Origin of the sequence: Novosphingobium terrae (genome assembly GCF_017163935.1) — a bacterium.
Lineage (GTDB): Bacteria > Pseudomonadota > Alphaproteobacteria > Sphingomonadales > Sphingomonadaceae > Novosphingobium > Novosphingobium terrae.
Window position 1 is genome coordinate 2,104,158 of the sequence record NZ_JABVZR010000001.1, and the last position, 24,591, is coordinate 2,128,748.

A 24,591-nucleotide genomic window follows, 5' to 3' on the forward strand; every position below is an offset into this window, starting at 1 on the left:
GTTTTACCAAATCTTGGGGCTTGTGGGGGATAATGCCCCCACATCATCTCCAGGATAAGGAAAAACGGAAAATGGTTGGCGGAGCGCAGCTATCGGTCACAGAATTGCGGCGTTCGGCGCGCCACCCGGTCAGCCATCGGGTGATGGGCGAACATCGCAGCCTTGGCGATCTTTCGCTGCATATCGCGAACATCTCGGCCCATGGCTTCATGGCGACGGGGGAAGTTCCCCTAACGCGCGGCGAGCGCGTGGTGATCCGTCTGCCCAAGGTGGGCCGCATCGAGGCCCATCTGATCTGGGCCACCGAGGACCGCGCCGGCTTCCAGTTCGAGCGCATCATCCGCCTCGACGATTTCACGGCGCTGATCGATGCGATCTCGCCCAGCCCGCGCGGCCGTCGCGGCACGCCTTTGCCGCCGCCGCCTCTGCGTTAACCATCCGAGGATCAAGGCAGGACCAAAGCAAGACCAAAGCCTTGGGCGCTTTAGCAAGCCCTTGGCAAAGCGGCTTTGGCCTGCCATGCGGTTGGCTTGTGACTGATCAGCCCCGCTCGCCCGCCCATATTCCTGATTATCGCCGCTTCTGGCTGACGCGCTTCTGCAGTTGGCTGGCCGGTGGCGGTATGGCGGTGATCATCGGCTATCAGCTGTATGATGTGGCCCGGCAGGACTATCATATGTCCATCGCCAAGGCCTCGTTCCAGCTGGGCATCATGGGCTTTTGCCAGTTCGTGCCGATGTTTCTGCTCTCGCCCGTGGCGGGAGTGATCGCCGACCGATTCGACAAGCGCAATGTCGGGCTGATGTCGATCGCGGTGGATCTGGTGGTGGCCGCATCGCTCTGGGCCGCAACGGGCCTTCATGCGCTGAGCCTGCCCCTGCTGTTCGGGCTGGGCGCATTGCATGGACTGGCCCGCGTGTTCATCGGGCCGTCGATCGGCTCGATGGCGCCTTTGCTGGTGCCACCCGCCCTGCTGCCGCGCGCGGTGGCCATGAACTCCATGGCGATGCAACTGGCGACGATCATTGGCCCGGCAGGCGCAGGCCTGCTTTTCGCCGTGCATCCCACGGCTCCTTACATGGGCGCCGTGATCCTGCTGGCCATCGGCTTTCTGAGCATGGCCGGTCTGCGCCGCCTGCCGCCGCATGCAGGCAGCCGCGACCAGCATCCCATCCGCCAGATCGCCGAGGGCTTCACCTTCGTCTGGAACAACCGCTTTCTGCTCGGCTGCATCACGCTGGACCTGTTCGCTGTGCTGTTCGGCGGCGCCACCGCCCTGCTGCCGGTCTTTGCCCGCGATATCCTCCACGCCGGGCCCGAGGGACTGGGCCAGATGCGCGCGGCGACCGCCGTGGGCGCCTCGCTGATGGGCATCGTGCTGACGGCGCGCCCGATCTCGCAGAATGTCGGGGTGAAGATGCTGGTGGCCGTCGGCGTGTTCGGCGCCATCACCGTGGCCTTCGGGCTTTCCACCAATTACTTTCTGTCGCTTGGGCTTCTGGCAGTGCTGGGCGCGGCGGATATGATCTCGGTCTTTGTGCGCAGCACGCTGGTGCAGCTGCATACGCCCGATGAAATGCGCGGACGGCTGAGCGCCATTTCAGGCCTCGCCATTTCCGCATCGAATGAACTTGGCGAGATGGAGTCGGGGCTCGCCGCCGCGCTGTTGGGGGCAACAGGCGCGGTGGTGATGGGGGGCATCGGCGCCATGGCGATCACCGTGCTCTGGGCGGTGTTCTTCCCGCAAATCCGCCGCGCGCGGACCTTTTCCCCCCACCTTGAACAAGGTTGACCCGTATGAGCATCCCCCTGATCCCTCACACCTATCACGATGGCGACAAGGAACTGACCGGCCACCTCGGCAAGCCCGAGGGCACGCCGCGCGGGCTCATCATCGTCTATCCCAACATCGCCAATATGAATGCCGCTGTCGCCGCGCGCGCCAGCCAGCTGGCAGCTGACGGCTATCTGGTACTGGTTGCCGATTTCTATGGCGAGCCGGTGAAGGATTTCGCCTCATCCCATCCGATGGGCAATGCGCTGCGCGCCGATGTCGATGTCTATCGCGCCCGCGTGCGCGCTGCTCTGGCTGCCGGGCGCGCGCTGGATGGTGCCGAAGGCCTGACCGCCGCCGTGATCGGCTATTGCATGGGGGGCCAGGCCGTTCTGGAACTGGCGCGCGAGGGCGGTGAGATCGCCGCTGCCGTCAGCTATCACGGCCTGCTCACCACCGACCGCCCGGCCGAGGCTGGCGCCATCAAGGCCAAGATCCTGGTCTGCCACGGCGATGCCGACCCGCTGGCCACCCGCGAGCAGGTCTCTGCTTTCTGGGAGGAAATGGACCAGGCCGGAGCCGATTGGCACTTCCACGCTTACGGCAAGGTCAAGCACGGCTTCACCGACCCGGACAGCGACAATCGCGGCAATCCGGCCGTGCTGGGTTACGATGCGGCGGCGGACCGCGCCAGCTGGGCGGCCACCACCGATCTGTTCGACTCGATCTTCAAGAAGTGAGTTATTCGGCGACGGGCACCAGCCCGTCGCCATCCAGCTTGCGATAGAAGCAGCTGACAGCGCCGGTATGGCAGGCCGGCCCGGCAGGCGTCACGATCATCACCAAAGCGTCCTGATCGCAATCGACGCGGATTTCCTGCACCCGCAACACATGGCCCGATGTCTCGCCCTTCATCCACTGACGTCCGCGTGAGCGGGAGTAGAAATGGGCCAGACCGGTCTCACGCGTCTGATCGATCGCTTCCTGGTTCATGAAGGCGACCATCAGGATCTCACGGCTGAGCGAATCAACCGCAATGGCGGTGATCAGACCCTTGTCATCAAACCGTGGTAAAAACGTGCTACCCTTTTCGCGTTGCTCGGCATCGGCGCCTGTCATCTTTGTATCTTCCTTGTTCTGCGGCAGCGCATGCCAGTCCTTTGTTGCAGGATAACCACATATGGGGGCCAAAATCCACACGAAGCGGACGCGCCTCTTTATCTTTGTCCGATTTGGGCCGATCACACTCTCACGGCCTTGAGGGAGGCCGAACACCGACAGGTGCCATCATCCGCTGAGGAATTTGAGGGAATTCCACGCAGATGACGTCAAGCGCCACGGTTCAGGGAAAATGATCGCATAGCGGTCGCATGAGTGTCGCTTTGCGGCGGATGATCGAGACTGCCAGGCAGCCGATCATCTCCGTCGCCGGGAGACAGAAGACAGATCAGGCGTAACGACGTGGAACAGGGGCCATTGTCGTTATCAGCGCAAGGATTGTGTTGAACCGGTGGCAAGGGGCCGGTTTGCTGATCCGCCAGTCGCCGCCTCATGTTTCGTCACGTGAGCGCCCGAGGATCAACCTCGGGCGCTTTCGTGTTTTCAGGCTAAATGACGCGGGCAAAACAGGCGATTCGCACCGCGCGCGCGCCAGCGGCCAGCAGCGCGTCGACACAGGCATCGCTGGTGGCGCCGCTGGTCAGCACATCATCCACCAGCAACACGGAGCGATCCTGCAGCAAGCGGCGGGGATGCGCTGTGATCGCCCCCTGCAGCGCCTGAGCCCGCTCGGCCCGGTCCAGCCCGCCCAGCGAGGGGGTGCGGCGGCGGCGGATCAGCGCATCGACCATCAGCCTTCCCCCCGTCAGCCGCGCCAATTCGCGCGCCAGCAAGGCAGACTGATTGTAGCCGCGCCGCCAGAGCCGCCAGCGATGCAGCGGCACCGGCACCAGCGCCCAATGCGCGAGATTGCGTTCCGGCAGGCGGGTGGCGATCATGCGCGCCATCATCGCGGCGAGCGCGATCTGGCGGCCATGCTTCAGCCGCAGCACCAGTTGCCGCGAGACCGCATCGTAACAGGTGGCGGCCACGATCCCGCCATGGCGTGGCGGCGCGGTGACGCAGCTTTCGCAGCGTGGCGGCCCTTCCGGCGAGATCGGCGTAGAACACAGATCGCAAGAAGGATCGCCCGGAAAGCTGAGTTGCCCCCAGCAAGCGCCGCACAAGCCATCATGCCCCGCCAGCATCCCCCCGCAGAGCGGACAGCGCGGCGGGAAGACCGCATCGATCAGCGGCGCCAGCGCCTGTCTCGGTGCCAAGGAAGCCATGGCGTGATGCTAACGCGCCGCTCCGCATGCGCAAGCCTTGCGCTGACGCGCTGCGCGCGGCAGGGAGGCGAGCATGAGTTCCGCCAGCCAGCCCCCCGCCCCGCCCAAGATCTTTTCCGCGCGCCGTCGCGCCGCCGTGCGCCAGCGCATGCAGGCTTTGCAAAGCCGCGCTGATGCCGCCCGCTGGCTGGCCGACGATCGGGTGGAGGATGTGCTGGATCGCCTCGCTTTCCTGCGCCACCAGCCCGGGCGGGCTCTGGTGATGGGGGATGATGGCGGCGCGCTGGCCCCGGCTCTTATCGCACAGGGTGTGGATGTCACACAGGCCGATGTGTCGGCACGCGAGGGTGTGCTGGGGCTTGACGAGGAAGCCCCCTGGCCGGTGAACGGTTTCGATCTGGTCGTGAGCCTTGGCACGCTCGATACGGTGAACGATTTGCCGGGGGCCCTGATCCATATGCGCCATGCGCTGGCCCCGGGCGGGCTGGCGCTGATCAGCATGATGGCGGCGGGTAGCCTGCCGGTGCTGCGGTCGATCATGCTGGCTGCCGATGGGGATCGGCCTGCCGCGCGGATGCATCCCGCTGTCGATGTGCGCAGCGGCGCGCAATTGCTGCAAAGGGTGGGGCTGGCCAATCCCGTCGCCGATGCGCGCGGGCTGGATGTGCGGTTCGGCTCGCTGGGCGCTTTGGTTGGCGATCTGCGGGCTCAGGGGCTGGGCGCGGTGCTCAACGACACGGCGCCAGTTCTGGGCAAGCAGGCCTATGCCCGCGCTCAGGCAGCCTTTGCCGAGGCTGCCGATGAGGCAGGCCGCGTCACCGAGCATTTCGAGATTTTGACGCTTTCGGGCTGGCGCGCCTAGCGCGTGGGCGGGCTGGCGGCCCTAAGCCTTTAGCGCGGCCTGAGCCGCCGCCAGCCTCGCCACCGGCACGCGGTAGGGCGAGGCCGAAACGTAATCGAGCCTCTGCGCCAGGCAGAAAGCGATGGAGGCCGGATCGGCGCCATGTTCGCCGCACAGCCCCAAGTCCAGCGAAGGGTTGGCCTGGCGTCCCCTGTCCCGCGCCAGAGTGATCAGCGCGCCGACGCCCGCTTCATCCAGCGTGATAAAGGGGTCTGCCCCATAGATGCCGCGATCCACATAGCGGCCCATATAGCGCGCGGCATCATCACGCCCCATGCCCAGCGTGGTCTGGGTGAGGTCATTGCTGCCGAAGGAGAAAAACTCAGCCTCGCCCGCCAGCTCGCCTGCCATCAACGCAGCGCGGGGGACCTCGATCATGGCGCCCATCCGCCATGACAGCGTGATGCCCTTTTCAGCGAAAACCGCCTGTGCCGTTTCTTGCAATTGGCTCCGCACTTGCTCCAGCTCCGCCGCTGTCGTCACCAGCGGCACCATCACTTCGAGCTGCACCGGATCATCGGCGCCTGTGGTTTCGCAAGCCGCCTCGAACAGGGCGCGGGCCTGCATGGCGTAGAGTTCGGGATAGGCCAGCCCCAGACGGCATCCACGCAGCCCGAGCAGCGGATTGAACTCAAGCATCCCGCCCACCACGCGGCGCAATTTGTCGAGACTGAGCCCGATGCTTTCGGCCAGAGACGCCATATCCGCATCGCTTTCGGGCAAAAACCCGTGCAGCGGCAGATCCAGCAGGCGGATCGCAATGGGCAATCCGGCCATACCCTCGAAGATCGCGCGGAAATCCTCACGCTGCCAGTCAAGCAGCCGATCCAGAGCCTCCTGCCGGGCGGCTTCCTCCGGCGAGAGGATGAAGCGGCGCATCGCCTCGATGCGTTCGGCCTGAAAGAACATCGGTTCGGTGCGGCACAGGCCGATGCCTTGCGCGCCGAACTGAAGGGCGACGCGGCATTCGGCAGGCGTATCGGCATTGGCGCGCACGCCCAGATGCCGCCCGGTTTGCGCCATGACCTGATCGGCCCAACCCATCAGTATGGCGAAATCGCCGACCAGTTCGGAGCGGGTGAGCGGCACGCTGCCAGCCATCACCTCGCCGGTGGTGCCGTCGATGGTGATGGTGTCGCCTTCGCGCATCTGCCGTCCGCCGATGGAGAGGCTACGCTTGGCGGTATCAATCGAGATCGCCGCCGTGCCTGTGACGCAGGGGCGGCCCATGCTGCGGGCCACCACAGCGGCGTGGCTGGTCATGCCGCCGCGCGCCGTCAGGATGCCGACGGCGGCATGCATGCCGTGGATGTCCTCGGGGCTGGTTTCGACGCGGACCAGAATGACGGCCTCGCCGCGTTCGGCGCGTCTTTCGGCGGTTTCCGCGTCCAGCACGATGGCGCCCGAGGCCGCGCCCGGTGAGGCGGGCAGGCCCTTGGCCAGCAGATCGCGCGGCGCATCGGGGTCGAGCGTGGGGTGAAGCAGTTGTGCCAGCGCCATGGGTTCGATGCGCAGCAGGGCTTCTTCCTGCGTGATCAGGCCCTCGCTGACCATATCGCTGGCCATGCGCAGGGCGGCGGCGGCTGTGCGTTTGCCGCTGCGCGCCTGAAGCACCCAGAGGCGGCCTTGTTCGACGGTGAATTCGATGTCGAGCATATCGCGGAAATGCTTTTCCAGCGTGGTAAACAGGCCAGTAAGCTGGGTGAAAGCCTCGGGCATGGCCTCTTCCATGCTGAGCGGCTTGGCGCCTGCGGCTTCCCGCGCGGCGCGGGTGAGGTATTGCGGGGTGCGCAGGCCCGCGACCACATCCTCACCCTGAGCGTTGATCAGCCATTCGCCGAAGCATTGGCGCTCGCCGGTGGTCGGGTCGCGGGTGAAGGCGACGCCGGTGGCGCTCTGCTCGTCGCGGTTGCCGAAGACCATGGCCTGCACCGTCACCGCCGTGCCGAGGCTGGCGGAGATGCCGTTCAGACGGCGGTAGGTGCGGGCGCGCTCGCTTTCCCAACTGTCGAAAACGGCGGCGATGGCGCCCCAGAGTTGCGCGTCGACATCCTGCGGGAACGGTGCGCCGGTTTCGCTTTCGACAATGCTTTTGTATTCGGAGACCAGCGCCTTCCAGTGTTGAGCTTCCATCTCAACATCGGTGAAGAAGCCATTGTCTTCCTTGGCGATCTCTAGCGCGTCCTCGAAGAGGTAATGATCGACGCCCAGCGCTACATCGCCATAAATCTGGATAAAGCGGCGGTAGGAATCCCAGGCGAAACGGGCGTCTCCAGAAGCCTTGGCCAGCGCCTCCACCGTCACATCGTTGAGGCCCAGATCGAGCACCGTGTCCATCATGCCGGGCATGGAGACCGAGGCGCCGGAACGCACCGAGACCAGCAGCGGATGCTCGGCATCGCCAAAGCGGCGCCCAGTGGCGCTTTCCAGATGGGCGATGCCCTGCGCGACCTGTGCGCGCAAATCATCATCGATCACGCGGTCGCCACCGGCATAATGGGCGCAGATTTCGGTGGAGATGGTGAAGCCCGGCGGCACCGGCAAGCCGATGGCGGCCATCTGCGCCAGATTGGCGCCCTTGCCGCCGACCACAGCCTTGTCCTGCGCGCGCACATCCGTCGACTGCGCGCCGCCGCCGAAATGGAAGACGAACTCACCCACTCAGGCCATACCTCCCTGCCCGGCCATCCCCTGCCCCATGCCGTCCCCGTTGAGGGTTGGCATGGGAAAGAGGCTCGCGCCGAGGGTCAGCCTTCGATCCGCGAGAAATCGGCAACCTTGTGGACCGCGCCCCGGAAGGCGTCAAGCAAGGCAAGCCGCGCCGACCGTTTGGCCGGGTCGGCATCGTTGACCGTCACCGTATCGAAGAAAGCGTCGATCGGCGCGCGCAGCGTGGCCAGAGCGGCCATGGCGCCGGTGAAGTCCTCGGCCTCGACGGCGGCTTGCGCCTTGGGTCCGGCGGCGGCGAGGGCCTCGATCAGGGCCTTTTCATCGGCGTCGGGGGCGGGGTTGGTGGCGTCCTTGTCCCAGCCCTTCTTCTCCTCGGCCTTGAGGATGTTGGCCGCGCGCTTGTAACCGGCGAGCAAGTTGATGCCATCCTCGCTGGCGACAAAGGCCTGCAGCGCATGCACGCGAGCGAGCAGGCGGACCAGATCGTCCTCTCCGCCAAGGGCGAAGACGGCATCGATCAGATCGTGGCGGACGCCTGCTTCCTTCTGCTGGACCTTGAGGCGGTCGGCGAAGAAATCGACGACATCCCAGCCATCAGCAGGACGAAACTGCTCGATAATCAACGGATGTCCGGCAGCTTCGCGCTCACGCAGATAGGCTTCCTGATCAGGCGCTTCATCATAGGCCTGATAATACTTCAAATAGGACTGCCCATCCGCGAAATCTTGAATGGCAGAAAGCTGCCCCATCCTCTCCGCCGCAGCACGGCGAATGGCTTGGCTCATGCTCAACCGCGTGCCTTGTTCAATGAGACGCAGCACGCCCAAGGCAGCACGGCGCAAAGCAAACGGATCTTTCGATCCTGTCGGCTTCTCGCCAATGGCAAAGAACATCGCAATGCTGTCCAGCTTATCCGCCAGCGCCACACACACCGTCACCGGCGCGGTGGGCACATCATCGCCCTGCCCGACCGGCTTGTAGTGATCGCGGATGGCATCGGCGACCACATCGCCCAGACCTTCGGCGCGGGCGTAATAGCCGCCCATCAGGCCCTGCAGCTCGGGGAACTCGCCCACCATTTCGGTGACCAGATCGGCCTTGCACAGCTCCGCTGCCTGACGCGCCAGCACCGGATCGGCGCCCGGCACAATGCCTTCGCTCGCCAGCCATTCGGCCAGCTTGGCGACGCGAGCGACCTTGTCAGCCACGGTCCCCAGCTTTTCGTGGAAGGTGATGCGTTCCAGCTTTTTGGCCTGATCCGCCAAGGCAACCTTGCGGTCCTGCTGCCAGAAGAAGCGCGCGTCCGACAGGCGCGCGGCCAGCACCTTGCGGTTGCCCGCGACGATGCCCACGCCGCCATCGCTCGCCGCGATGTTGGCGGTGCAGACGAAGGCGTCGGCCAGCTTGCCGTCAGCGTCACGGCAGATGAAATACTTCTGGTTCACGCGCGCGGTGAGCTGGATCGTCTCGGGCGGCACTTCAAGGAACGCCTCGTCGAAGCGGCCCAGCAGCGGCACCGGCCATTCGGTCAGCCCTGCGTTCTCCACGACCAGACCTTCGTCCTCGACCAGCGTCAGGCCAGCGTCGGCAGCGACCTTGGTGGCGCCGGAGCGCACGATGCCCTGGCGCTCATCATGGTCCACCAGCACATGGGCGGCGCGCAGTTGGTCGGCATAGGTGTCGGCATTCTCGATGGCGATAGCGCCATGCGAGTGGAAGCGATGGCCGACAGTCTCGCGGCCAGCCGTGATGCCGCCGACTTCGCAGTCCACCACAGCGCCATCCAGCAGCGCGATGATGCCCTGCAAGGGGCGCACCCAGCGCAGGCTCTCCGGCGACAGCGAGGCGGCACCCCAGCGCTGCGACTTGGGCCAGCTGAAGCCGCGCACGATGGCGGGGATCGCCTCGGCCAGCACATCGGCGGTGGCGCGGCCCGGCTTTTCGGTGATGGCGAAGAACACGCCGTCACGTTCAGTAAGCTGTTCCTTGGTCAGGCCGGTCTTGCGCAGGAAGCCTGCCAGAGCCTGCTCGGGCGCAGAGGTTTTCGGTCCCTTCACTTCCTCGCTGACGGCTTCGGTGGCCACGGGCAGATCGCGCGCGATCAGCGCCAGACGGCGCGGCGTGGACCATACGGTCAGCGAACCCACCGAAACGCCGGCAGCGTTCAGGGCACCGCGAAACAGCTTTTCCAGTTCGGCGCGGGCGCCGGCTTGCATGCGCGCCGGGATTTCCTCGCTGCGCAGTTCGAGAAGAAACGTGCTCACTTGCTCCACCCCGGAAATTTCTCGGCCCATGCGGCCTCATTCTTCTCGATCCACGCCTGACAGGCGCCCTTGGCCAGATCGCGCACGCGGCCCATATAGCTGGCGCGCTCCTGCACGGAGATCACGCCGCGCGCCTGCAACAGGTTGAAGAGATGCGAGGCCTCGATGGCCTGATCGTAGGCAGCCAGCGGAATGTCAGCCTCGATGCAGCGCTTCGCCTCGGCCTCGGCGGCGGCAAAGCCCTTGAAGAGCGAGTCTGTGTCGGCGATCTCGAAATTGTACTTCGACATCTCCTGCTCATTCTTCAGGAAGACGTCGCCATAGCTGACGCCATCATTGTTGAAGCGCAGGTCATACACGCGGTCCACGCCCTGAATGTACATGGCGAGGCGCTCCAGACCATAGGTCAGCTCGCCCGCGACGGGCTTGCAGTCAAAGCCGCCCATCTGCTGGAAATAGGTGAACTGCGTCACCTCCATGCCGTCGCACCACACTTCCCAGCCCAGACCCCAGGCGCCCAGCGTGGGGCTTTCCCAGTCGTCCTCGACAAAGCGGATGTCATGCGCCAGCGGATCGACGCCGATGGCGGCCAGCGACTGCAGATACAGCTCCTGCAGGTTCTCCGGCGAGGGCTTGAGGATCACCTGATACTGGTAATAGTGCTGCAACCGGTTGGGGTTCTCGCCATAGCGGCCATCGGTCGGGCGACGGCTGGGCTGCACATAGGCGGCCTTCCACGGCTCCGGCCCCAGCGCGCGCAGGGTGGTGGCGGGGTGGAATGTGCCCGCGCCCACGCGCATGTCATAGGGCTGCAGGATCAGGCAGCCCTGTGCGCTCCAGAAATTGTGGAGGGTCAGGATCATGTCCTGAAAACTGAGTGGTTGTGTGCCGGAATGTTGCGCGCTCATGGGGCTAGGCCTTTGACGCAAGCGCATGCGCCGGTCAAGACGCGCGCAAGCTTGCGCATATTATCCAAAGATCAACCATGCCGGGCAATCGACAGGAGTGAAATCGCCATTATAGGCTGTAGGCCATGTTGACCTTGCTCCTGCGCCCGATCATCGCCCTTTTCGCCCTGCTGACCGCTCTGGTGGCGCCTGTGACACAGGCCGCGACCCAGCGCCTGCCCACGCCTCAGCCCAAGCGGCAGGTGGCGGCGCCCGCGCTGGTGCGCCCGGCCTTGTGGCGCGTGCAGCGCGGCAAGAGCGTGATCTATCTCTTCGGCACGGTGCATGCCCTGCCAAAGGATGTGCCATGGATGGACGGCAAGGTGGCCGATGTGACCGAGCAGGCCGATACGCTGGTCACCGAAATCCTCGACAAGGACCCTTCGGCGATGCGCAGCGTGGTGATGCAGACGGCAATGCTGCCTCAGGGCCAGACCTTGCGCGCCAGGCTTTCGCCCAAGAGCAAGGACGCGCTGGAAAAGCTGCTCGCCGCCGATGGGCTGCCCGCTTCCGCCTTCGATGCGTTTCGGCCCTGGTATGCGGCAGTGGCGCTCTCCACCATGCCGCTGTTGAAATCGGGCTATGATCCCACCCATGGCGTGGATGTGGTGCTTTCGGGCCGCTTCAAGGATGCCAAGAAAGCGCATGAGGCGCTGGAAACGCCGGAATATCAGCTCGGCCTGTTCAACCAGCTGCCCGAGGACGCCCAGATCCGCTATCTGGATGAAGTCCTGAAGGACGCCGACAAGATCCCCGACGATCTGGCCAAGATGATCAGGGAATGGAAAGCCGGTCACGCCGACGAACTGGCGCGACTGATGAATGAGGATGAGAGCGACCCCGTGCTGCTCAAGCTGCTGCTGATCGACCGCAACAAGGCGTGGGCGCGCTGGATCAGAGCGCGGCTGAACAAGCCGGGTACGGTGCTGCTGGCAGTGGGCGCAGGCCATCTGGCCGGCAAGGGCAGTGTGCAGGACCAGCTCGCCGGAATGGGCATCAAGGTGACCCGTGTTCAGTAAACCGCTTTGGCGGAATGCTGTTGCTTTAACGCTGGCGCTGCTGGCGGGGGCCTGTTCGCGCACCGATCCGGCCAATCCGGCGCTATGGCATGTGGAGGGACCCAACGGGCAGCAGGCATGGCTGTTCGGCACGATCCATGCCCTGCCCCGCCCCGTCGCATGGCGCACGGCGCGTGTGGATGCGGCTCTGGGGCAGGCCAATGTGCTGATGGTGGAGATCGCCGATCTCAACAATGATGGCGCCACACGGGCCATCTACAACCGCCTTGCTCATTCGCCGGATCAGCCGCCCATCGACACGCGGGTGCCGGAAAAACTGCGCCCTGCCCTTGGCCAGCTGCTCAGCAAGGCCGGACTGAAGCCCGACAGCCTTGGCGATACCGAGACATGGGCTGCTGCTCTGGCGCTGGGCCATGCCGCTCAGGGCGATGCGGAAGACGCCGCCAATGGCGTGGACCGCGCCCTGCTCTCGGCCAACCACCTGCCGGTCAGCGAATTGGAAGGCGCTCAAAAGCAGCTCGGCCTGTTCGACAGTCTGCCCGAAAGCGCCCAGCGCAGCATGCTGGCCAGCGTGATCGTCGATGCCCCCAAAGCCCCCGAGGAAACCAAGGCGCTGGAAGCGGCATGGCGCCGCGGCGATATGGGCTGGATCGGGGCGCAGACTTCCTCAGGCATGCTGGCCGATCCGGTGCTGCGCAATCAGCTTTACCTCAACCGCAACCGAGCTTGGGAAACGTCGATCACCGCCGCCATGGCCCATGGACAAAAGCCCTTCGTGGCGGTCGGCGCGGCCCATATGGCCGGGCCCGATGGCCTGCCCGCCCTGCTGGCCGCCCATGGCTACCGCGTCACCCGCGTGGAATAACCCCTCCCACGCTTGCCTTTTCCCGCCTTTACCGCTAAGGGCGCCCGCTTCCCGTCATGGTCATCCCTGGAGGCGTGGCGGGAACGTTAAAGTCTAACTGTATTTCGAAAGGCAAGTGTTATGAGCGATACGCTGACCCTGCCGGCCGAGACGCGTGCGAAGACTGGCAAGGGAGCCAGCCGCAGCCTGCGTCGTGAAGGCCGTGTGCCCGTGGTTGTTTATGGTGGCGGGGCCGAGCCCCTGGCCGTCCACGTCGAAGCCAAGGAACTGGTGCGCCAGCTGAACACTGGCAAGTTCTTTGATTCGGCGATCGAGATCGTTGTCGATGGCCAGACCATCAAGACGACCCCGAAGGACGTCGCCTTCCACCCGGTGACCGACCGCCCGCTGCACGCGGACTTCCTGCGCGCGTAAGCTGCGTGGGCATCCCTGAAAAGGGATGCATGACAAAGGCGGGAAAGATGGCCATAGCGGCGCATCTTTCCCGCCTTTCGTTTGTCCGGGGCGCTTTGTCTCCCGGCGTTTGATCTAATGGATTTTCGCCATGCAACTCTGGGTTGGGCTGGGTAACCCTGGCGACCAATACAAGATGAACCGGCACAATGTCGGCTTCATGGCCTGCGACGTGATCGCCGATATCCATCGTTTCGGCCCGGTGCAGAAGAAGTTTCAGGGCTGGGTGCAGGATGGCCGCATCGGCAGCGAGCGCGTGATCCTGCTCAAACCCGCCACCTACATGAACGAGAGCGGCCGCGCCGTGGCCGAGGCGATGCGCTTCTTCAAGCTGGACGTCTCCGCCCTCACCGTCTTCCATGACGAGCTGGACCTGCCGCCCATGAAGGTGAAGGTGAAGCGCGGCGGCGGCCATGCCGGGCACAATGGCCTGCGCTCGATCGACCAGCATATGGGGCCGGAGTTCCGCCGGATCCGGCTGGGCATCGGCCATCCGGGCCACAAGGACCGCGTCCACGGCCATGTGCTGGGCAATTACGCCAAGGCGGAAATCGACGATCTGGCCGATATGCTGGGCGCTGTCGCCTCGGAGGCCGAATGGCTGGCCAAGGGCGATGACGTTCGTTTTATGAACGATGTCTCGCTGCGGCTGGCCTGATGGAGCTGCGCGAAGCCCTTTTGCAGGACAGCCCGGCGATTGCCGCCCTGTGGCAGGCATGCGGGCTGACGCGGCCATGGAACGATCCGCTGGCCGATATCGCGCTGGCTCTGGGCAATGCCACCAGCACGATTCTGCTGGCCCATGATGGCGAAACGCTGATCGGCACGGTGATGGCAGGGTTTGAAGGGCATCGCGGCTGGATTTATTATCTTGCCACCTTGCCTGATCGGCGCGGGGAAGGCATCGCGGCGCAATTGCTGGAAACAGCGCAGGATTGGCTCGCGCAACTCGGCTGCCCCAAGGTGGAGCTGATGGTGCGCGAAGGAAATGAAGCCGCCGGGCTGTATGAACATCTCGGCTGGGACAAGCAGCCCGTGGCGGTCTACGCCCGGTGGCTCAGGAAGGACGTATAATGGGTTTCAAATGCGGTATCGTGGGCCTGCCCAATGTCGGCAAATCCACCCTGTTCAACGCGCTGACCGAAACGCAGGCGGCGCAGGCGGCGAACTATCCCTTCTGCACCATCGAGCCGAATGTGGGCCAGGTCGGCGTGCCCGACCCGCGTCTGGACAAGCTGGCCGAGATCGCCAGCAGCCAGAAGATCATCCCCACGCAGCTGTCCTTCGTGGATATCGCCGGTCTGGTGCGTGGTGCGTCGAAGGGCGAAGGTCTGGGCAACCAGTTCCTTGGCAACATCCGCGAGGTGGACGCCATCGTCCACGTCCTGCGCTGCTTCGAGAATGACGACATCCAGCATGTCGACAACCGCGTCGATCCGATTTCGGACGCCGAAACCGTCGAGATCGAGCTGATGCTCTCCGATCTGGAATCGCTGGAAAAGCGCGTTCCCGCAGCACAAAAGCGCGCCACCACCGGCGGCGACAAGGAGGCCAAGATCGTCGCTTCCGTGCTGGGTCAGGCGCTGGAACTGCTGCGCGAAGGCAAGCCCGCCCGCCTCACCGAGCCCAAGGATGAGGATGAGGCCCGCGTCTTCGCTCAGGCCCAGCTGCTGACCGCCAAGCCGGTGCTCTATGTCTGCAACGTCGAGGAAGAAAGCGCAGCCACCGGCAACGCCTTCTCCGAGAAGGTCTTCGCCAAGGCCAAGGCCGAAGGCGCCACCGCCGTCATCGTCTCGGCCGCCATCGAGGCCGATCTGGTCGGCATGGACGCAGAAGAGCGCACCGAATTCCTCGGCGAACTGGGCCTGAAGGAAACCGGTCTGGCCCGCATCATCCGCGCCGGTTACGACCTGCTCGGCCTGCTGACCTTCTTCACCGTCGGACCCAAGGAAGCCCGCGCCTGGACCGTCCACAAGGGCGCCAAGGGCCCGCAGGCCGCCGGCGCCATCCATACCGATTTCGAGCGCGGCTACATCCGCGCTGAAACCATTGCCTATGACGATTACGTCACGCTGGGCGGCGAAAGCGCCGCGCGCGAGGCGGGCAAGCTGCGCCAGGAAGGCAAGGACTATGTGGTGAAGGACGGCGACGTCCTGCATTTCAAGTTCAACGTCTGATGGCACAGGGGGTCTTTTTCGAGGACATCGAGGTCGGCCGGATCGACCGCTTCGGCCATTATGAGGTGCGCCGCGAGGAGGTCATCGACTTCGCCTCGAAATACGACCCCCAACCCTTCCATCTGGATGACGAGGCGGCGGCCAAGAGCCATTTCGGCCGCCTCGCCGCCAGTGGCTGGCATACGGGCGCCATGTCGATGGCGATGATGGCGAAGTTTTTCGCCGATGTCGGCTATGCCAGCATGGGCGGCGCGGGGCTGGACCAGCTGCGCTGGGTCAAACCCGTCTACCCCGGCGACACGCTGACCATGGAGATCGAGGTCAAGGCCAAGCGTCGCAGCAAGTCGCGCCCCGAGATGGGCCTGCTCGACCAGCATTTCACCGTGCGCAACCAGCATGATGAGGTGGTGATGACCTATGTTGCCACGGGGCTGGTGAAGGTGCGGGAGCCTTAAGCTCCCGGGAAATGAGAGCGCCTTTCCGCGAAGGCTGCCGCTTCATCGCCATGGGGCAACTTCACCGTGCAGGCCAGCAGCGGAAAGCGCCCGGCGCAACGTGGCCAGCAGTTACATGTCAGCCTTCAACCGCTCATCCGAAACATTCCCGGTAGCGATCAGCGCGGCATAGGGATCGCCGTCTCGCCCCAGGACCCGCATCATCGCAGGTATGGTCTTCATGCCGCTTGACCTGAGGCGCATCACTTCGGATTTGAAGTGCTGCCCACCCAAAGCCAGCAGGCGAATTTCGGCTTGATACAGCTTCCAGCCTATCTGCTCACGCACTGGCACGTTTGAGCCATAAATCTGGAACGTCCAGCCATGGGCCGTGAAGGTTGCGATGATCGCTTTTTCACCAGCGGCCCATCGCCTCAGAGAAAAGTTTTTCTCTTGTCCAAACTCATGCCAGATCGCTCGTTCCAGCGGCTCCGGGGAGGATGAGAAACACAGGACGTCAATATCGCTATGGGCGACTGACAGCCCCAAGGGAGCCGCCCCGGCAATCTCGACTTGAAATTCACCGAGTTTTGCAAGCAGGCCGATCTTCTCAACCGCCTTGCGATAAGAGATCGCCTGCTCTGTCATATGATAAGGCATGGTTGCCCAGCGCCTATCGGCAAATATGCGACAGCAAGGGCAAAGGGCGGGTCACCTTCAGCCTCACTTCCGCCCGAACAGCTTCTCGATATCGCCATGGGCCAGCTTCACCCAAGTCGGCCTGCCGTGGTTGCACTGACCCGACCGTGGCGTCACCTCCATTTCGCGCAGCAGGGCGTTCATCTCTGCCACATTGAGCACGCGGCCCGCGCGCACGCTGCCGTGGCAGGCCATCGTCGCCAGCACCAGATCGAGGCGCTCTTCCAGCAGCAGTGCCGCGCCATTGGCAGCCAGATCGTCGGCCACATCGCGCACCAGTGCCTGCACATTGCCTTTGCCCAAAGCGGCAGGCACGCTACGCACCAGCATGGCTGTCGGGCCAAAGCGTTCCAGCGCCAGACCGAAACCGGCCATCACCTCGGCGGCTTCCTCCAAGCGGTCGCAATCGACCTCTTCCAACTCGACAACCTCGGGGATCAGCAAAGCCTGGGCCGCCGACACCTTGTCACCCGCCCCGCCCGCGCGCAGGCGCTCCAGCACGATACGTTCATGCGCGGCATGCTGGTCGACGATCACCAGACCGTCACTCGCCTCGGCGATGATATAGGTTTCGGCCACCTGACCGCGCGCCACGCCCAAGGGATGCTCCACCGCTTGCGGCACCGGCGCTTCGGCCACCTCCGCGCGGCCCATCACGGAAGGCTGAGCGGGCGCCATCACCTGCGCCTCATAGCCGCGCCATGCCGCGCCCGCTTCGCTTACCCGGTTGGCGGGCGGGGTGAAGCTGGGCGCGGGCGCATATTGCCGGGCAAAGAGGCTTTCCAGACGCGGTTGCACCGGGGCAATCGGCTCCACCTGCCAACTGGCCATGGCGGGCGCGGCGGGCGTCTGGGCCGATTTCTGCCCCGCGCCTTCCAGCGCATGGCGCAGGCCCGAGACGATAAAGCCGCGCACAAAGGCCGGATCGCGAAAACGCACCTCGGTCTTGGCGGGGTGAACGTTCACATCGACATCGGGCGGCGGAATATCGAGAAACAGCGCCAGCACCGCATGGCGATCGCGCGCCAGCATATCAGCATAAGCCCCGCGCACCGCGCCGACCAGCAGCTTGTCACGCACCGGGCGGCCATTGACGAAGAGATATTGATGATCCGCCACGCCCCGATTAAAGGTGGGCAGGCCGGCGACGCCCGTTAACCGAACCTCGCCGCGTTCCAGATCGATCACCACGCCGTCATCGGCCAATTCACGCGCCACAATGCGCGCCACACGCTGGGGCGCGGTTTCTCCGGGCTGCACCGCCAGCACGCGGCGTCCGTCATGCTCCAGCACGAAGCCGACATCGGGCCGAGCCATGGCCAGACGCTTCACCACATCGAGGCAAGCGGCATATTCGCTGCGCGGGCTGCGCAGAAACTTGCGACGCGCCGGAATCTTGCCAAACAGATCCTCAACGCGAATACGCGTGCCCGGCGGCAAAGCGGCAGGCCCCTCATCCGTCACCGCGCCATGATCGACCACACGGCGCCAGCCCTCACTGCTGCCCCGCACCCGGCTTTCCACCGTCAGGCGCGCCACCGAGGCGATGGAGGGCAGGGCCTCGCCACGGAAGCCCAGCGTGGCCACCAGCTCAATCGCTTCATCGGGCAGCTTGGAAGTGGCATGGCGTTCCAAAGCCAGCGCCATATCGTCGCTGGTCATGCCGCAGCCGTCGTCGGTGACCTGAATGCCATCCAGACCGCCCTGCGTCAGCGCGATGGTGATCTGGCGCGATCCGGCGTCGATGGCGTTCTCGACCAGCTCCTTTAGCGCCGAGGCGGGGCGTTCCACCACCTCACCGGCGGCAATGCGGTTAACCAGAGTATCGGGCAGGCGGCGGATGACGGGCATGACAGACATGCAAGCCTCTATAGTCGATTGCGGCGCGAAGGGCACGGGTCCAGCATCAGCTTTCCACCATCGCCCGGGCGGCACACCTAAAACCGCTTATGTCGCAGTGCGATAACGCCTCAACGCAGCCAGCGCCCCGGCGGCGATGAAGCGGTTTTCGAATGCGCCAGAGTGGTGCATCATTTCGCACAACGATGAACAAATTTTTTCCCCTTTTGCGCGGCTTGCGCTAAGGAGCCGCCATCACCCGCAACGCCCTGCCGGTTCAGCCCCGTGTCTCACGGGAAAGTGCCGACAATTTCACGGATTTTTCAATGCCGTCCATCCTTCAGCGATTCTTCAAGTTCGGTTCGCAAAACATGGCCATCGACCTCGGCACAGCGAATACGCTGGTCTATGTCCAGGATCGGGGCATCGTTCTGAACGAACCCAGCGTGGTCGCCATCGAAACGATCAACGGCGTCAAATCGGTGAAAGCCGTGGGTGACGACGCCAAGATGATGATGGGCAAGACCCCCGACAACATCGAGGCCATCCGCCCGATGCGGGACGGCGTGATCGCCGACATCGAAATCGCCGAAGAAATGATCAAGCATTTCATTCGCAAGGTGCATGGCAAGCGCAGCCTGCTCAACTATCCTGAGATCGTGATCTGCGTTCCCTCGGGCAGCACCAGCGTGGAGCGTCGCGCCATCCGTGACGCCGCCAGCAATGCGGGCGCCAGCGCGGTTTACCTCATCCTTGAGCCGATGGCCGCCGCAATCGGCGCCGACATGCCCGTCACCGAGCCGGTCGGCTCGATGGTGGTCGACATCGGCGGCGGCACCACCGAGGTGGCCGTGCTCTCGCTGCGCGGTCTGGCCTACACCACCAGCGTGCGCGTGGGTGGCGACAAGATGGACGAAGCCATCGTCTCCTACGTGCGCCGCCATCACAATCTGCTGATCGGGGAAGCCACGGCAGAGCGCATCAAGAAGGATTACGGCATCGCCCGTATCCCGGCTGACGGCATTGGCGAGACGATCAACCTCAAGGGTCGCGATCTGGTCAATGGCGTGCCCAAGGAAATCACCATCAGCCAGGCCAACATCGCCGAAGCGCTGGCCGAACCCATCGGCCAAATCGTGGAAGGCGTGCGCATCGCTCTGGAAAACACCCAGCCCGAACTGGCTGCCGATATCGTCGATCAGGGCATCATGCTGACCGGCGGCGGCGCGCTGATCAAGGGTCTGGACGAATATCTGCGTGAAGAGACCGGCCTGCCCGTCTCCATCGCCGAAGATCCGCTGTCCTGCGTCGCACTGGGCACCGGCCGCGCGATGGAAGATCCGATCTATCGCGGCGTGCTGATGAACGCCTGATCGGCACAGACTGCCGTGTTGATGGCCCGCCGCTCTTGCGGCGGCGGGCGAGACAGGTTTTGAAAGACCGGCCCCGGCACAGTTGTTCTGCGCCGGGCCGATGAGCAAGGAATGGGATCAGCCATGGCGCCGCCAGTCAACCGGCGCACCAGCTATTCGCGCAAGGCGCAATACAGCACATTCGCCGCCTATGTCGCCGGAGTGTTGGGTGTGCTGGGTGGCGGGGCGGTGCTGGCCAGTTCGGTGTTCGGACATTCGGCTTTCGGCTGGATGCATATGGTGGCCGCCGATGTGCAGGCCCCTGCGGCCCGTATCGGCGCCCAGACCCGCGCGGGCGCGGGCGATGCCTTGAGTGTAGCGGGTGGTTTCCTGACGTCTGGCGCGGAAAATTCCCGTCTTCGGCGCGAAGTGGCGCTGGCCCGTACTCGTGCCATCGAAACGCAGGCTGTGCTGGATGAAAACCGCCGCCTGAAAGACCAGCTTCACCTCCTGAGCGATACGCCTCAGACGCTGGCCAATGCGTGGCTGATCGCCTCGACAGCGTCCTCCACGCGGCGTTACGCCACGATTTCGGCGGGCAGCGCTCAGGGTGTGCAGTCGGGCATGCCGGTGCGTACCGCTCAGGGGCTGGTCGGGCGCGTGCTGGAAGTGGGCCATATGGCCGCGCGCATCCTGCTGATCACCGACACCGAAAGCACCGTGCCCGTGCGCCGCGCCAGCGATGGTACGCCCGCTTTCGTCAACGGCAAGGGCGATGGCACCTTGCAGGTGCGCCTGCTGTCGCTGGGCCTGAACCCGCTGAAAAAGGGCGATGTCTTCGTAACCTCCGGCGCGGGCGGCCTTTATTGGCCGGGCACGCCGATGGCGCAGGTCGTCAGCCTGACGCATGACGGCGCCATCGCGCGTCCTCTCAGCGACCCCGCCGCCAGCGAGATGGTGACCGTGCAGCCCTCATGGGAGCCGACAACCGATCCCACGCTGCCGCCGCCCGCACCCGATGTGCCCCCGCCTCCGCCCAAGAAGCCCAAGGCGCCGAAGGGCAGCAAGCCCGGCGCGGCGGATGCCAAAAAGCATCATCCATGATCGCTCCAAGCGCGAAACGGCGCCGGTTGCTCAACGGATATTCGCCCATTCTGGCCTATATCACGCCATGGGTGGCCATCGTGTTGGCCTCTTGCCTGCCGCTATGGCCGGTGATCGCCTCGGCACCGATCATGCCGCCCTTCGGCTTTCTGATGCTGCTGGCCTGGCGACAGCTGCGCCCCGGCCTTTTGCCGGTGTGGTCCGGCGCGATCCTCGGCCTGTTCGACGATCTGGTCAGCGGGCAGCCGATGGGCAGCGCGATCACGCTCTGGTCGGCCACCATGCTGGCGCTCGATGTGATCGAGGCGCGCTTTCCCTGGCGTAACTTTATCACCGAGTGGCTGGTGGCAGCGCTGATGATCGCCGCCTATGTCTTGCTGGGCCTCGGCATCGCCAATGCAGCCATGGTTAATCCTGCCGGAGGTATGCTCCTGCCGCTGCTGGTCGCGCCGCAGATCGGGCTTTCGGTGCTGGTCTATCCGCTGGTCGGCCGCGCGGTGGCGGCGATGGATCGCTGGCGGCTGCGGCGTTATCGCGTGGTTTCTTAAGAATGCCCAAGCATATTACTCCTGCCATCCTTCGCAATTCCTTCGACCGGCGCAGCATCATTCTGGGCACACTTCAGGGCGGCATCGGCGTCGCTCTGGCGACGCGCCTTGGCTATCTGGCGCTGTTCGAGAACGCCCGCTATCAGATGATGAGCGAGAGCAACCGCGTCAATCTCTCGCTGATCCCGCCACGCCGGGGCTGGATTCTCGATCGCAACAACCAGCCCATCGCCAGCAACCGCGCCGATTTCCGCGTCGATATCATCCCCGACCGGTTGATCGACAAGGACAAGACGCTCGACGAGCTGGCGCATATCCTGCAGCTCACCCCCATCGACCTGCAGGATATCAAGGACAAGCTGGAGAAAGCGCGCGGCTTCCAGCCCGTGGCGGCGGGCGAGCATCTCTCCGCCGATCTCTATGCCGCTGTCTCGGTGCGTCAGCCCGATCTTCCCGGGATCATTCCGCAGCGCAGCTTTTCGCGCTTTTACCCCGCCGGGCCCTGCGTGGGCCATCTGGTGGGCTATGTCGGCGCGGCCAATGCCGAGGATTACGCCAAGGAGCATAATCCGCTGCTGATCACCCCCGGCTTCAAGATCGGCAAGGATGGTCTGGAAAAGCGTTACGATGCCGAATTGCGCGGCACGCCGGGTGCGCGTCGCTCGGAAGTGACCGCAGGCGGCAAGATCGTGCGCGATCTAGACACGCGCGAGGACGTGCCCGGCAAGCCGATCCATCTCACCATCGATGCGGGTCTTCAGGAATATGCTGCACGCCGCATCGGCACCGACAGCGGCGCCGTGGTGGTGATGGACGTCCATACCGGCGACATTCTGGCCTTCGTCTCGATGCCCAGTTTCGATCCCAACAGCTTCACCGATGGTGTGGGCCGTCTGGAATGGAAGATGCTGGCCGATGACGATCATGTGCCGCTGCGCAACAAGATCCTGCATGGCCTGTTCCCGCCCGGATCGACGGTGAAGCCCACCGTGGCTCTCTCCTTCCTTGAGGCGGGGCTGGACCCCCATGAGTCCGTCAACTGCAGCGGCGGGCTTCAGGTGGGCAACCGCGTGTTCCACTGCTGGCAGCACCATGGCCATGGTGCCACCAATATGTGGAAGGGCATCAACCAGTCCTGCGACGTCTATTTCTATCATTTCGCGCAGAAGATCGGCATGGATAACATCGCCCGGATGATGCACCGCATGGGCTATGGCGGGAAATTCGATCTGCCCTTTCCCAACCAGTCCTTCGGCACCGTGCCCGACCCGGCCTGGAAGGAAAAGAAGTACAAGAAGCCCTGGGCCATTTACGATACGGTGAACGCCACCATTGGCCAGGGCTATATGCTGGTGAACCCCTTGCAGCAGGCCGTGGCGGCGAGCCGCATCGCCAGCGGCAAAATCGTGATGCCCCGCCTGATGGCCAATGACCCGATCCGCGCCAGCGACCCCTTCGGCGTGCCTCAGGATCATCTCGATGTCATCCGCGCCGGGATGTTTCAGGCGGTCAACACCACCGGTTCGGCGACCGGCGCGCGCCTGCCCTTCCCCAACATCCAGATGGCGGGCAAGACCGGTACGGCGCAGGTCGTTGGCCTCAACATGAACGGCGGCAACGGCAAGATCGGCGCGTGGAAGCACCGCGACCACGGCCATTTCATCTGCTTCGCGCCTTTCGACAATCCGAAATATGCCTGCGCGGTGCTGATGGAGCATGGCGGCAGCTCGCATGCCGCCTTCCCGGTGGCGCGCGACATCATGACCTATCTCTTCGACAAGCAGAAGGGCATGGACCTGCTGGCGCCGCTGGAAAAGGAATGGGGCGGCACGCCTCAGGAGCGTATGGCTGCCAAATATCGTAGCTATGCCGCACAATATGGTGTCACGGCCCCGCAGGTGGACAACAGCGAGGAAGCCGTGGAAAGCGCCGTGGAAGGCCCGGCCGACAATGCCCAGCCCCCACAGCCGATCCAGTCCGAAGCGGCCAGCCCGGCGCCTGAACCGGGTGGGGAGGCACCTGCTGCACCTGCTCCGGCCGCCAGCCCGGCCCCTGTCGCCCCCAAGCCCGCAGGCCAGCCATGAGCAGCAGCAGCCGTTCCATCATCCCCGAACCGCTGCGCCGCCTGCCATGGGCCGTGCTGAGCGCCCTTGGCGCGCTGACGATCTTCGGCTCGGCGGTGCTCTATTCGGCAGCCGGGGGCAAATTGATGCCCTGGGCGCTGATCCATTTCGTCCATTTCGTGGTGTTTACCGGGCTGGCCATCGTGGTCTCGCGCCTGTCACGCGATCGGATGCGGCAGGCGGCCTATCCCATCTATGTGGTGCTGGTGGTGCTGCTGGTGCTGGTGGAAGCGGTCGGCAAGATCGGCGGCGGATCGCAGCGCTGGCTCAACATCGGCTTTATGAACCTTCAGCCTTCCGAGCTGATGAAACCGGCCATCGTGCTGGTGATGGCGCATTTCTACGCCAATCTGCCGCCCTCGATGATCCGCACCTGGCGCGCCCTGTTGCCGCCCGGCATGCTGCTGGCGGTCCCGGCGGCACTGGTGATCCTGCAGCCCGATCTGGGCACCGCTCTGGCCATCTGCTTTGGCGCGGTGGTGGTGATCTTCATGTCCGGCGTGCCGGTGTGGTGGTTTGTGGGCGGCGGCCTTGCCGGAGCCATCATCGCCCCGCTGGCCTTCTTCTTCGCGCTGCATGACTATCAGCGCAAGCGCGTGATGGTCTTTATGGACCCGGAGAGCGACATGCTCGGCTCGGGCTATCACATCACCCAGTCGAAGATCGCCATCGGCTCGGGCGGCTTTTTCGGCAAGGGCTTCGGCAATGGCACGCAGAGCCATCTGGAATATCTGCCTGAAAAGCACACCGACTTCATCTTCGCCACCATGAGCGAGGAATGGGGCATGATGGGCGGCCTCTTCGTGCTGTTCATCTTCTTCGTGGTGCTGTTCCGCTGGGGCATGGGCGTGGCGCGCCGCGCGCCGGACCGCTTCTCGCAGCTGCTGGCGGCAGGCATGACGACCACCATGTTCTTCTATGTGGCGATCAACACGATGATGGTGATGGGCCTGGCGCCCGTGGTGGGCATCCCCCTGCCCTTTATGAGCCATGGCGGCTCCTCGATGATGACCAACATGATCTGCGTGGGCGTGCTGATGGCCATCGAGAAGTGGAGCCGCGTGGGCGGTTCGTTGAACTGAAAGCTTTTTTCGC

General features: G+C 64.5%; 22 protein-coding genes and 1 pseudogene. 16 read left to right on the top strand and 7 right to left on the bottom strand.

The window, feature by feature from the left end; all coding sequences use genetic code 11:
- The first annotated feature begins 71 nt into the window (after positions 1-71).
- The 3 genes from HGK27_RS09590 (at position 72) to HGK27_RS09600 (ending at position 2,514) form a co-directional block, all read left to right on the top strand.
- A complete protein-coding gene (locus HGK27_RS09590) occupies positions 72-434 on the top strand; it encodes a PilZ domain-containing protein (RefSeq protein ID WP_206240324.1) in 363 nt (120 codons plus the stop codon).
- Positions 435-532: 98 nt separating this feature from the next.
- Entirely contained in the window at positions 533-1,792 is a 1,260-nt protein-coding gene (locus tag HGK27_RS09595; RefSeq protein WP_241127000.1) for an MFS transporter, read from the top strand.
- A 5-nt stretch (positions 1,793-1,797) separates the two neighbouring features.
- Complete coding sequence (locus tag HGK27_RS09600; protein WP_206240325.1) at positions 1,798-2,514, top strand: dienelactone hydrolase family protein; 717 nt, start codon at positions 1,798-1,800, stop codon at positions 2,512-2,514.
- Between the two features lies 1 nt (position 2,515).
- On the opposite strand, the gene hisI is transcribed toward HGK27_RS09600, so the two are convergent.
- Together hisI and HGK27_RS09610 are read right to left on the bottom strand one after the other, a co-directional pair.
- The gene (gene hisI / locus HGK27_RS09605; RefSeq protein WP_206240326.1) at positions 2,516-2,893 is read right to left on the bottom strand and encodes a phosphoribosyl-AMP cyclohydrolase; all 378 of its coding nucleotides are present in this window, start codon (positions 2,891-2,893) and stop codon (positions 2,516-2,518) included.
- A gap of 488 nt (positions 2,894-3,381) precedes the next feature.
- A complete protein-coding gene (locus HGK27_RS09610) occupies positions 3,382-4,101 on the bottom strand; it encodes a ComF family protein (protein ID WP_322099028.1) in 720 nt (239 codons plus the stop codon).
- A 73-nt stretch (positions 4,102-4,174) separates the two neighbouring features.
- On the opposite strand from HGK27_RS09610, the gene HGK27_RS09615 reads away from it, so the two are divergent.
- Entirely contained in the window at positions 4,175-4,963 is a 789-nt protein-coding gene (locus HGK27_RS09615) for a methyltransferase domain-containing protein (protein WP_241127002.1), read from the top strand.
- 21 nt (positions 4,964-4,984) lie between these two features.
- Here the strand turns inward: HGK27_RS09615 and ppdK are convergent, their stop codons facing one another.
- The 3 genes from ppdK to HGK27_RS09630 form a co-directional block, all read right to left on the bottom strand.
- Positions 4,985-7,663 carry a pyruvate, phosphate dikinase gene (ppdK, locus tag HGK27_RS09620; RefSeq protein ID WP_206240327.1) on the bottom strand — a complete coding sequence of 893 codons (2,679 nt, stop codon included), beginning with the start codon at positions 7,661-7,663 and terminating at the stop codon, positions 4,985-4,987.
- Between the two features lie 86 nt (positions 7,664-7,749).
- Positions 7,750-9,936, bottom strand: coding sequence for a glycine--tRNA ligase subunit beta (gene glyS, locus HGK27_RS09625; RefSeq protein WP_241127004.1), 2,187 nt, complete (start codon positions 9,934-9,936; stop codon positions 7,750-7,752).
- Complete coding sequence (locus tag HGK27_RS09630; RefSeq protein ID WP_206240329.1) at positions 9,933-10,844, bottom strand: glycine--tRNA ligase subunit alpha; 912 nt, start codon at positions 10,842-10,844, stop codon at positions 9,933-9,935. Before HGK27_RS09630 ends, glyS begins: the two co-directional genes overlap by 4 nt.
- 125 nt (positions 10,845-10,969) lie before the next feature.
- On the opposite strand from HGK27_RS09630, the gene HGK27_RS09635 reads away from it, so the two are divergent.
- The 7 genes and pseudogenes from HGK27_RS09635 to HGK27_RS09665 all read left to right on the top strand — a co-directional run bounded on the left by HGK27_RS09635 (position 10,970) and on the right by HGK27_RS09665 (position 15,852).
- A complete protein-coding gene (locus HGK27_RS09635; protein ID WP_206240330.1) occupies positions 10,970-11,902 on the top strand; it encodes a TraB/GumN family protein in 933 nt (310 codons plus the stop codon).
- On the top strand, positions 11,892-12,767 hold the full coding sequence (locus HGK27_RS09640) for a TraB/GumN family protein (RefSeq protein ID WP_206240331.1): 876 nt from the start codon (positions 11,892-11,894) through the stop codon (positions 12,765-12,767). The genes HGK27_RS09635 and HGK27_RS09640 overlap by 11 nt, the downstream gene beginning before the upstream one ends.
- Positions 12,768-12,887: 120 nt before the next feature.
- Positions 12,888-13,175: pseudogene (gene rplY, locus HGK27_RS09645) on the top strand (50S ribosomal protein L25); the annotation flags it as partial.
- A gap of 136 nt (positions 13,176-13,311) precedes the next feature.
- Positions 13,312-13,878, top strand: a complete 567-nt coding sequence (gene pth / locus HGK27_RS09650) for an aminoacyl-tRNA hydrolase (protein ID WP_206240333.1) — start codon at positions 13,312-13,314, stop codon at positions 13,876-13,878.
- Entirely contained in the window at positions 13,878-14,294 is a 417-nt protein-coding gene (locus HGK27_RS09655) for a GNAT family acetyltransferase (RefSeq protein ID WP_206240334.1), read from the top strand. The genes pth and HGK27_RS09655 overlap by 1 nt, the downstream gene beginning before the upstream one ends.
- On the top strand, positions 14,294-15,397 hold the full coding sequence (gene ychF, locus HGK27_RS09660) for a redox-regulated ATPase YchF (protein ID WP_206240335.1): 1,104 nt from the start codon (positions 14,294-14,296) through the stop codon (positions 15,395-15,397). Before HGK27_RS09655 ends, ychF begins: the two co-directional genes overlap by 1 nt.
- On the top strand, positions 15,397-15,852 hold the full coding sequence (locus tag HGK27_RS09665) for a MaoC family dehydratase (protein WP_206240336.1): 456 nt from the start codon (positions 15,397-15,399) through the stop codon (positions 15,850-15,852). The genes ychF and HGK27_RS09665 overlap by 1 nt, the downstream gene beginning before the upstream one ends.
- Positions 15,853-15,963: 111 nt before the next feature.
- On the opposite strand, the gene HGK27_RS09670 is transcribed toward HGK27_RS09665, so the two are convergent.
- Both HGK27_RS09670 and mutL read right to left on the bottom strand, forming a co-directional pair.
- On the bottom strand, positions 15,964-16,491 hold the full coding sequence (locus HGK27_RS09670; protein WP_206240337.1) for a DUF4269 domain-containing protein: 528 nt from the start codon (positions 16,489-16,491) through the stop codon (positions 15,964-15,966).
- 63 nt (positions 16,492-16,554) lie between these two features.
- Complete coding sequence (gene mutL / locus HGK27_RS09675) at positions 16,555-18,381, bottom strand: DNA mismatch repair endonuclease MutL (protein WP_206243007.1); 1,827 nt, start codon at positions 18,379-18,381, stop codon at positions 16,555-16,557.
- A 314-nt stretch (positions 18,382-18,695) separates the two neighbouring features.
- Between mutL and HGK27_RS09680 the strand changes: the two genes are divergently transcribed.
- The 5 genes from HGK27_RS09680 (at position 18,696) to rodA (ending at position 24,578) form a co-directional block, all read left to right on the top strand.
- Positions 18,696-19,742, top strand: coding sequence for a rod shape-determining protein (locus HGK27_RS09680; protein ID WP_068081858.1), 1,047 nt, complete (start codon positions 18,696-18,698; stop codon positions 19,740-19,742).
- Between the two features lie 123 nt (positions 19,743-19,865).
- On the top strand, positions 19,866-20,825 hold the full coding sequence (gene mreC, locus HGK27_RS09685; protein ID WP_206240338.1) for a rod shape-determining protein MreC: 960 nt from the start codon (positions 19,866-19,868) through the stop codon (positions 20,823-20,825).
- A complete protein-coding gene (mreD, locus tag HGK27_RS09690) occupies positions 20,822-21,373 on the top strand; it encodes a rod shape-determining protein MreD (RefSeq protein WP_206240339.1) in 552 nt (183 codons plus the stop codon). The genes mreC and mreD overlap by 4 nt, the downstream gene beginning before the upstream one ends.
- A gap of 2 nt (positions 21,374-21,375) precedes the next feature.
- Entirely contained in the window at positions 21,376-23,457 is a 2,082-nt protein-coding gene (gene mrdA / locus HGK27_RS09695) for a penicillin-binding protein 2 (RefSeq protein ID WP_206240340.1), read from the top strand.
- Positions 23,454-24,578 (top strand): rod shape-determining protein RodA, encoded by a 1,125-nt coding sequence (rodA, locus tag HGK27_RS09700; RefSeq protein WP_206240341.1) that lies wholly within the window; start codon positions 23,454-23,456, stop codon positions 24,576-24,578. The genes mrdA and rodA overlap by 4 nt, the downstream gene beginning before the upstream one ends.
- Positions 24,579-24,591: the final 13 nt, after the last annotated feature.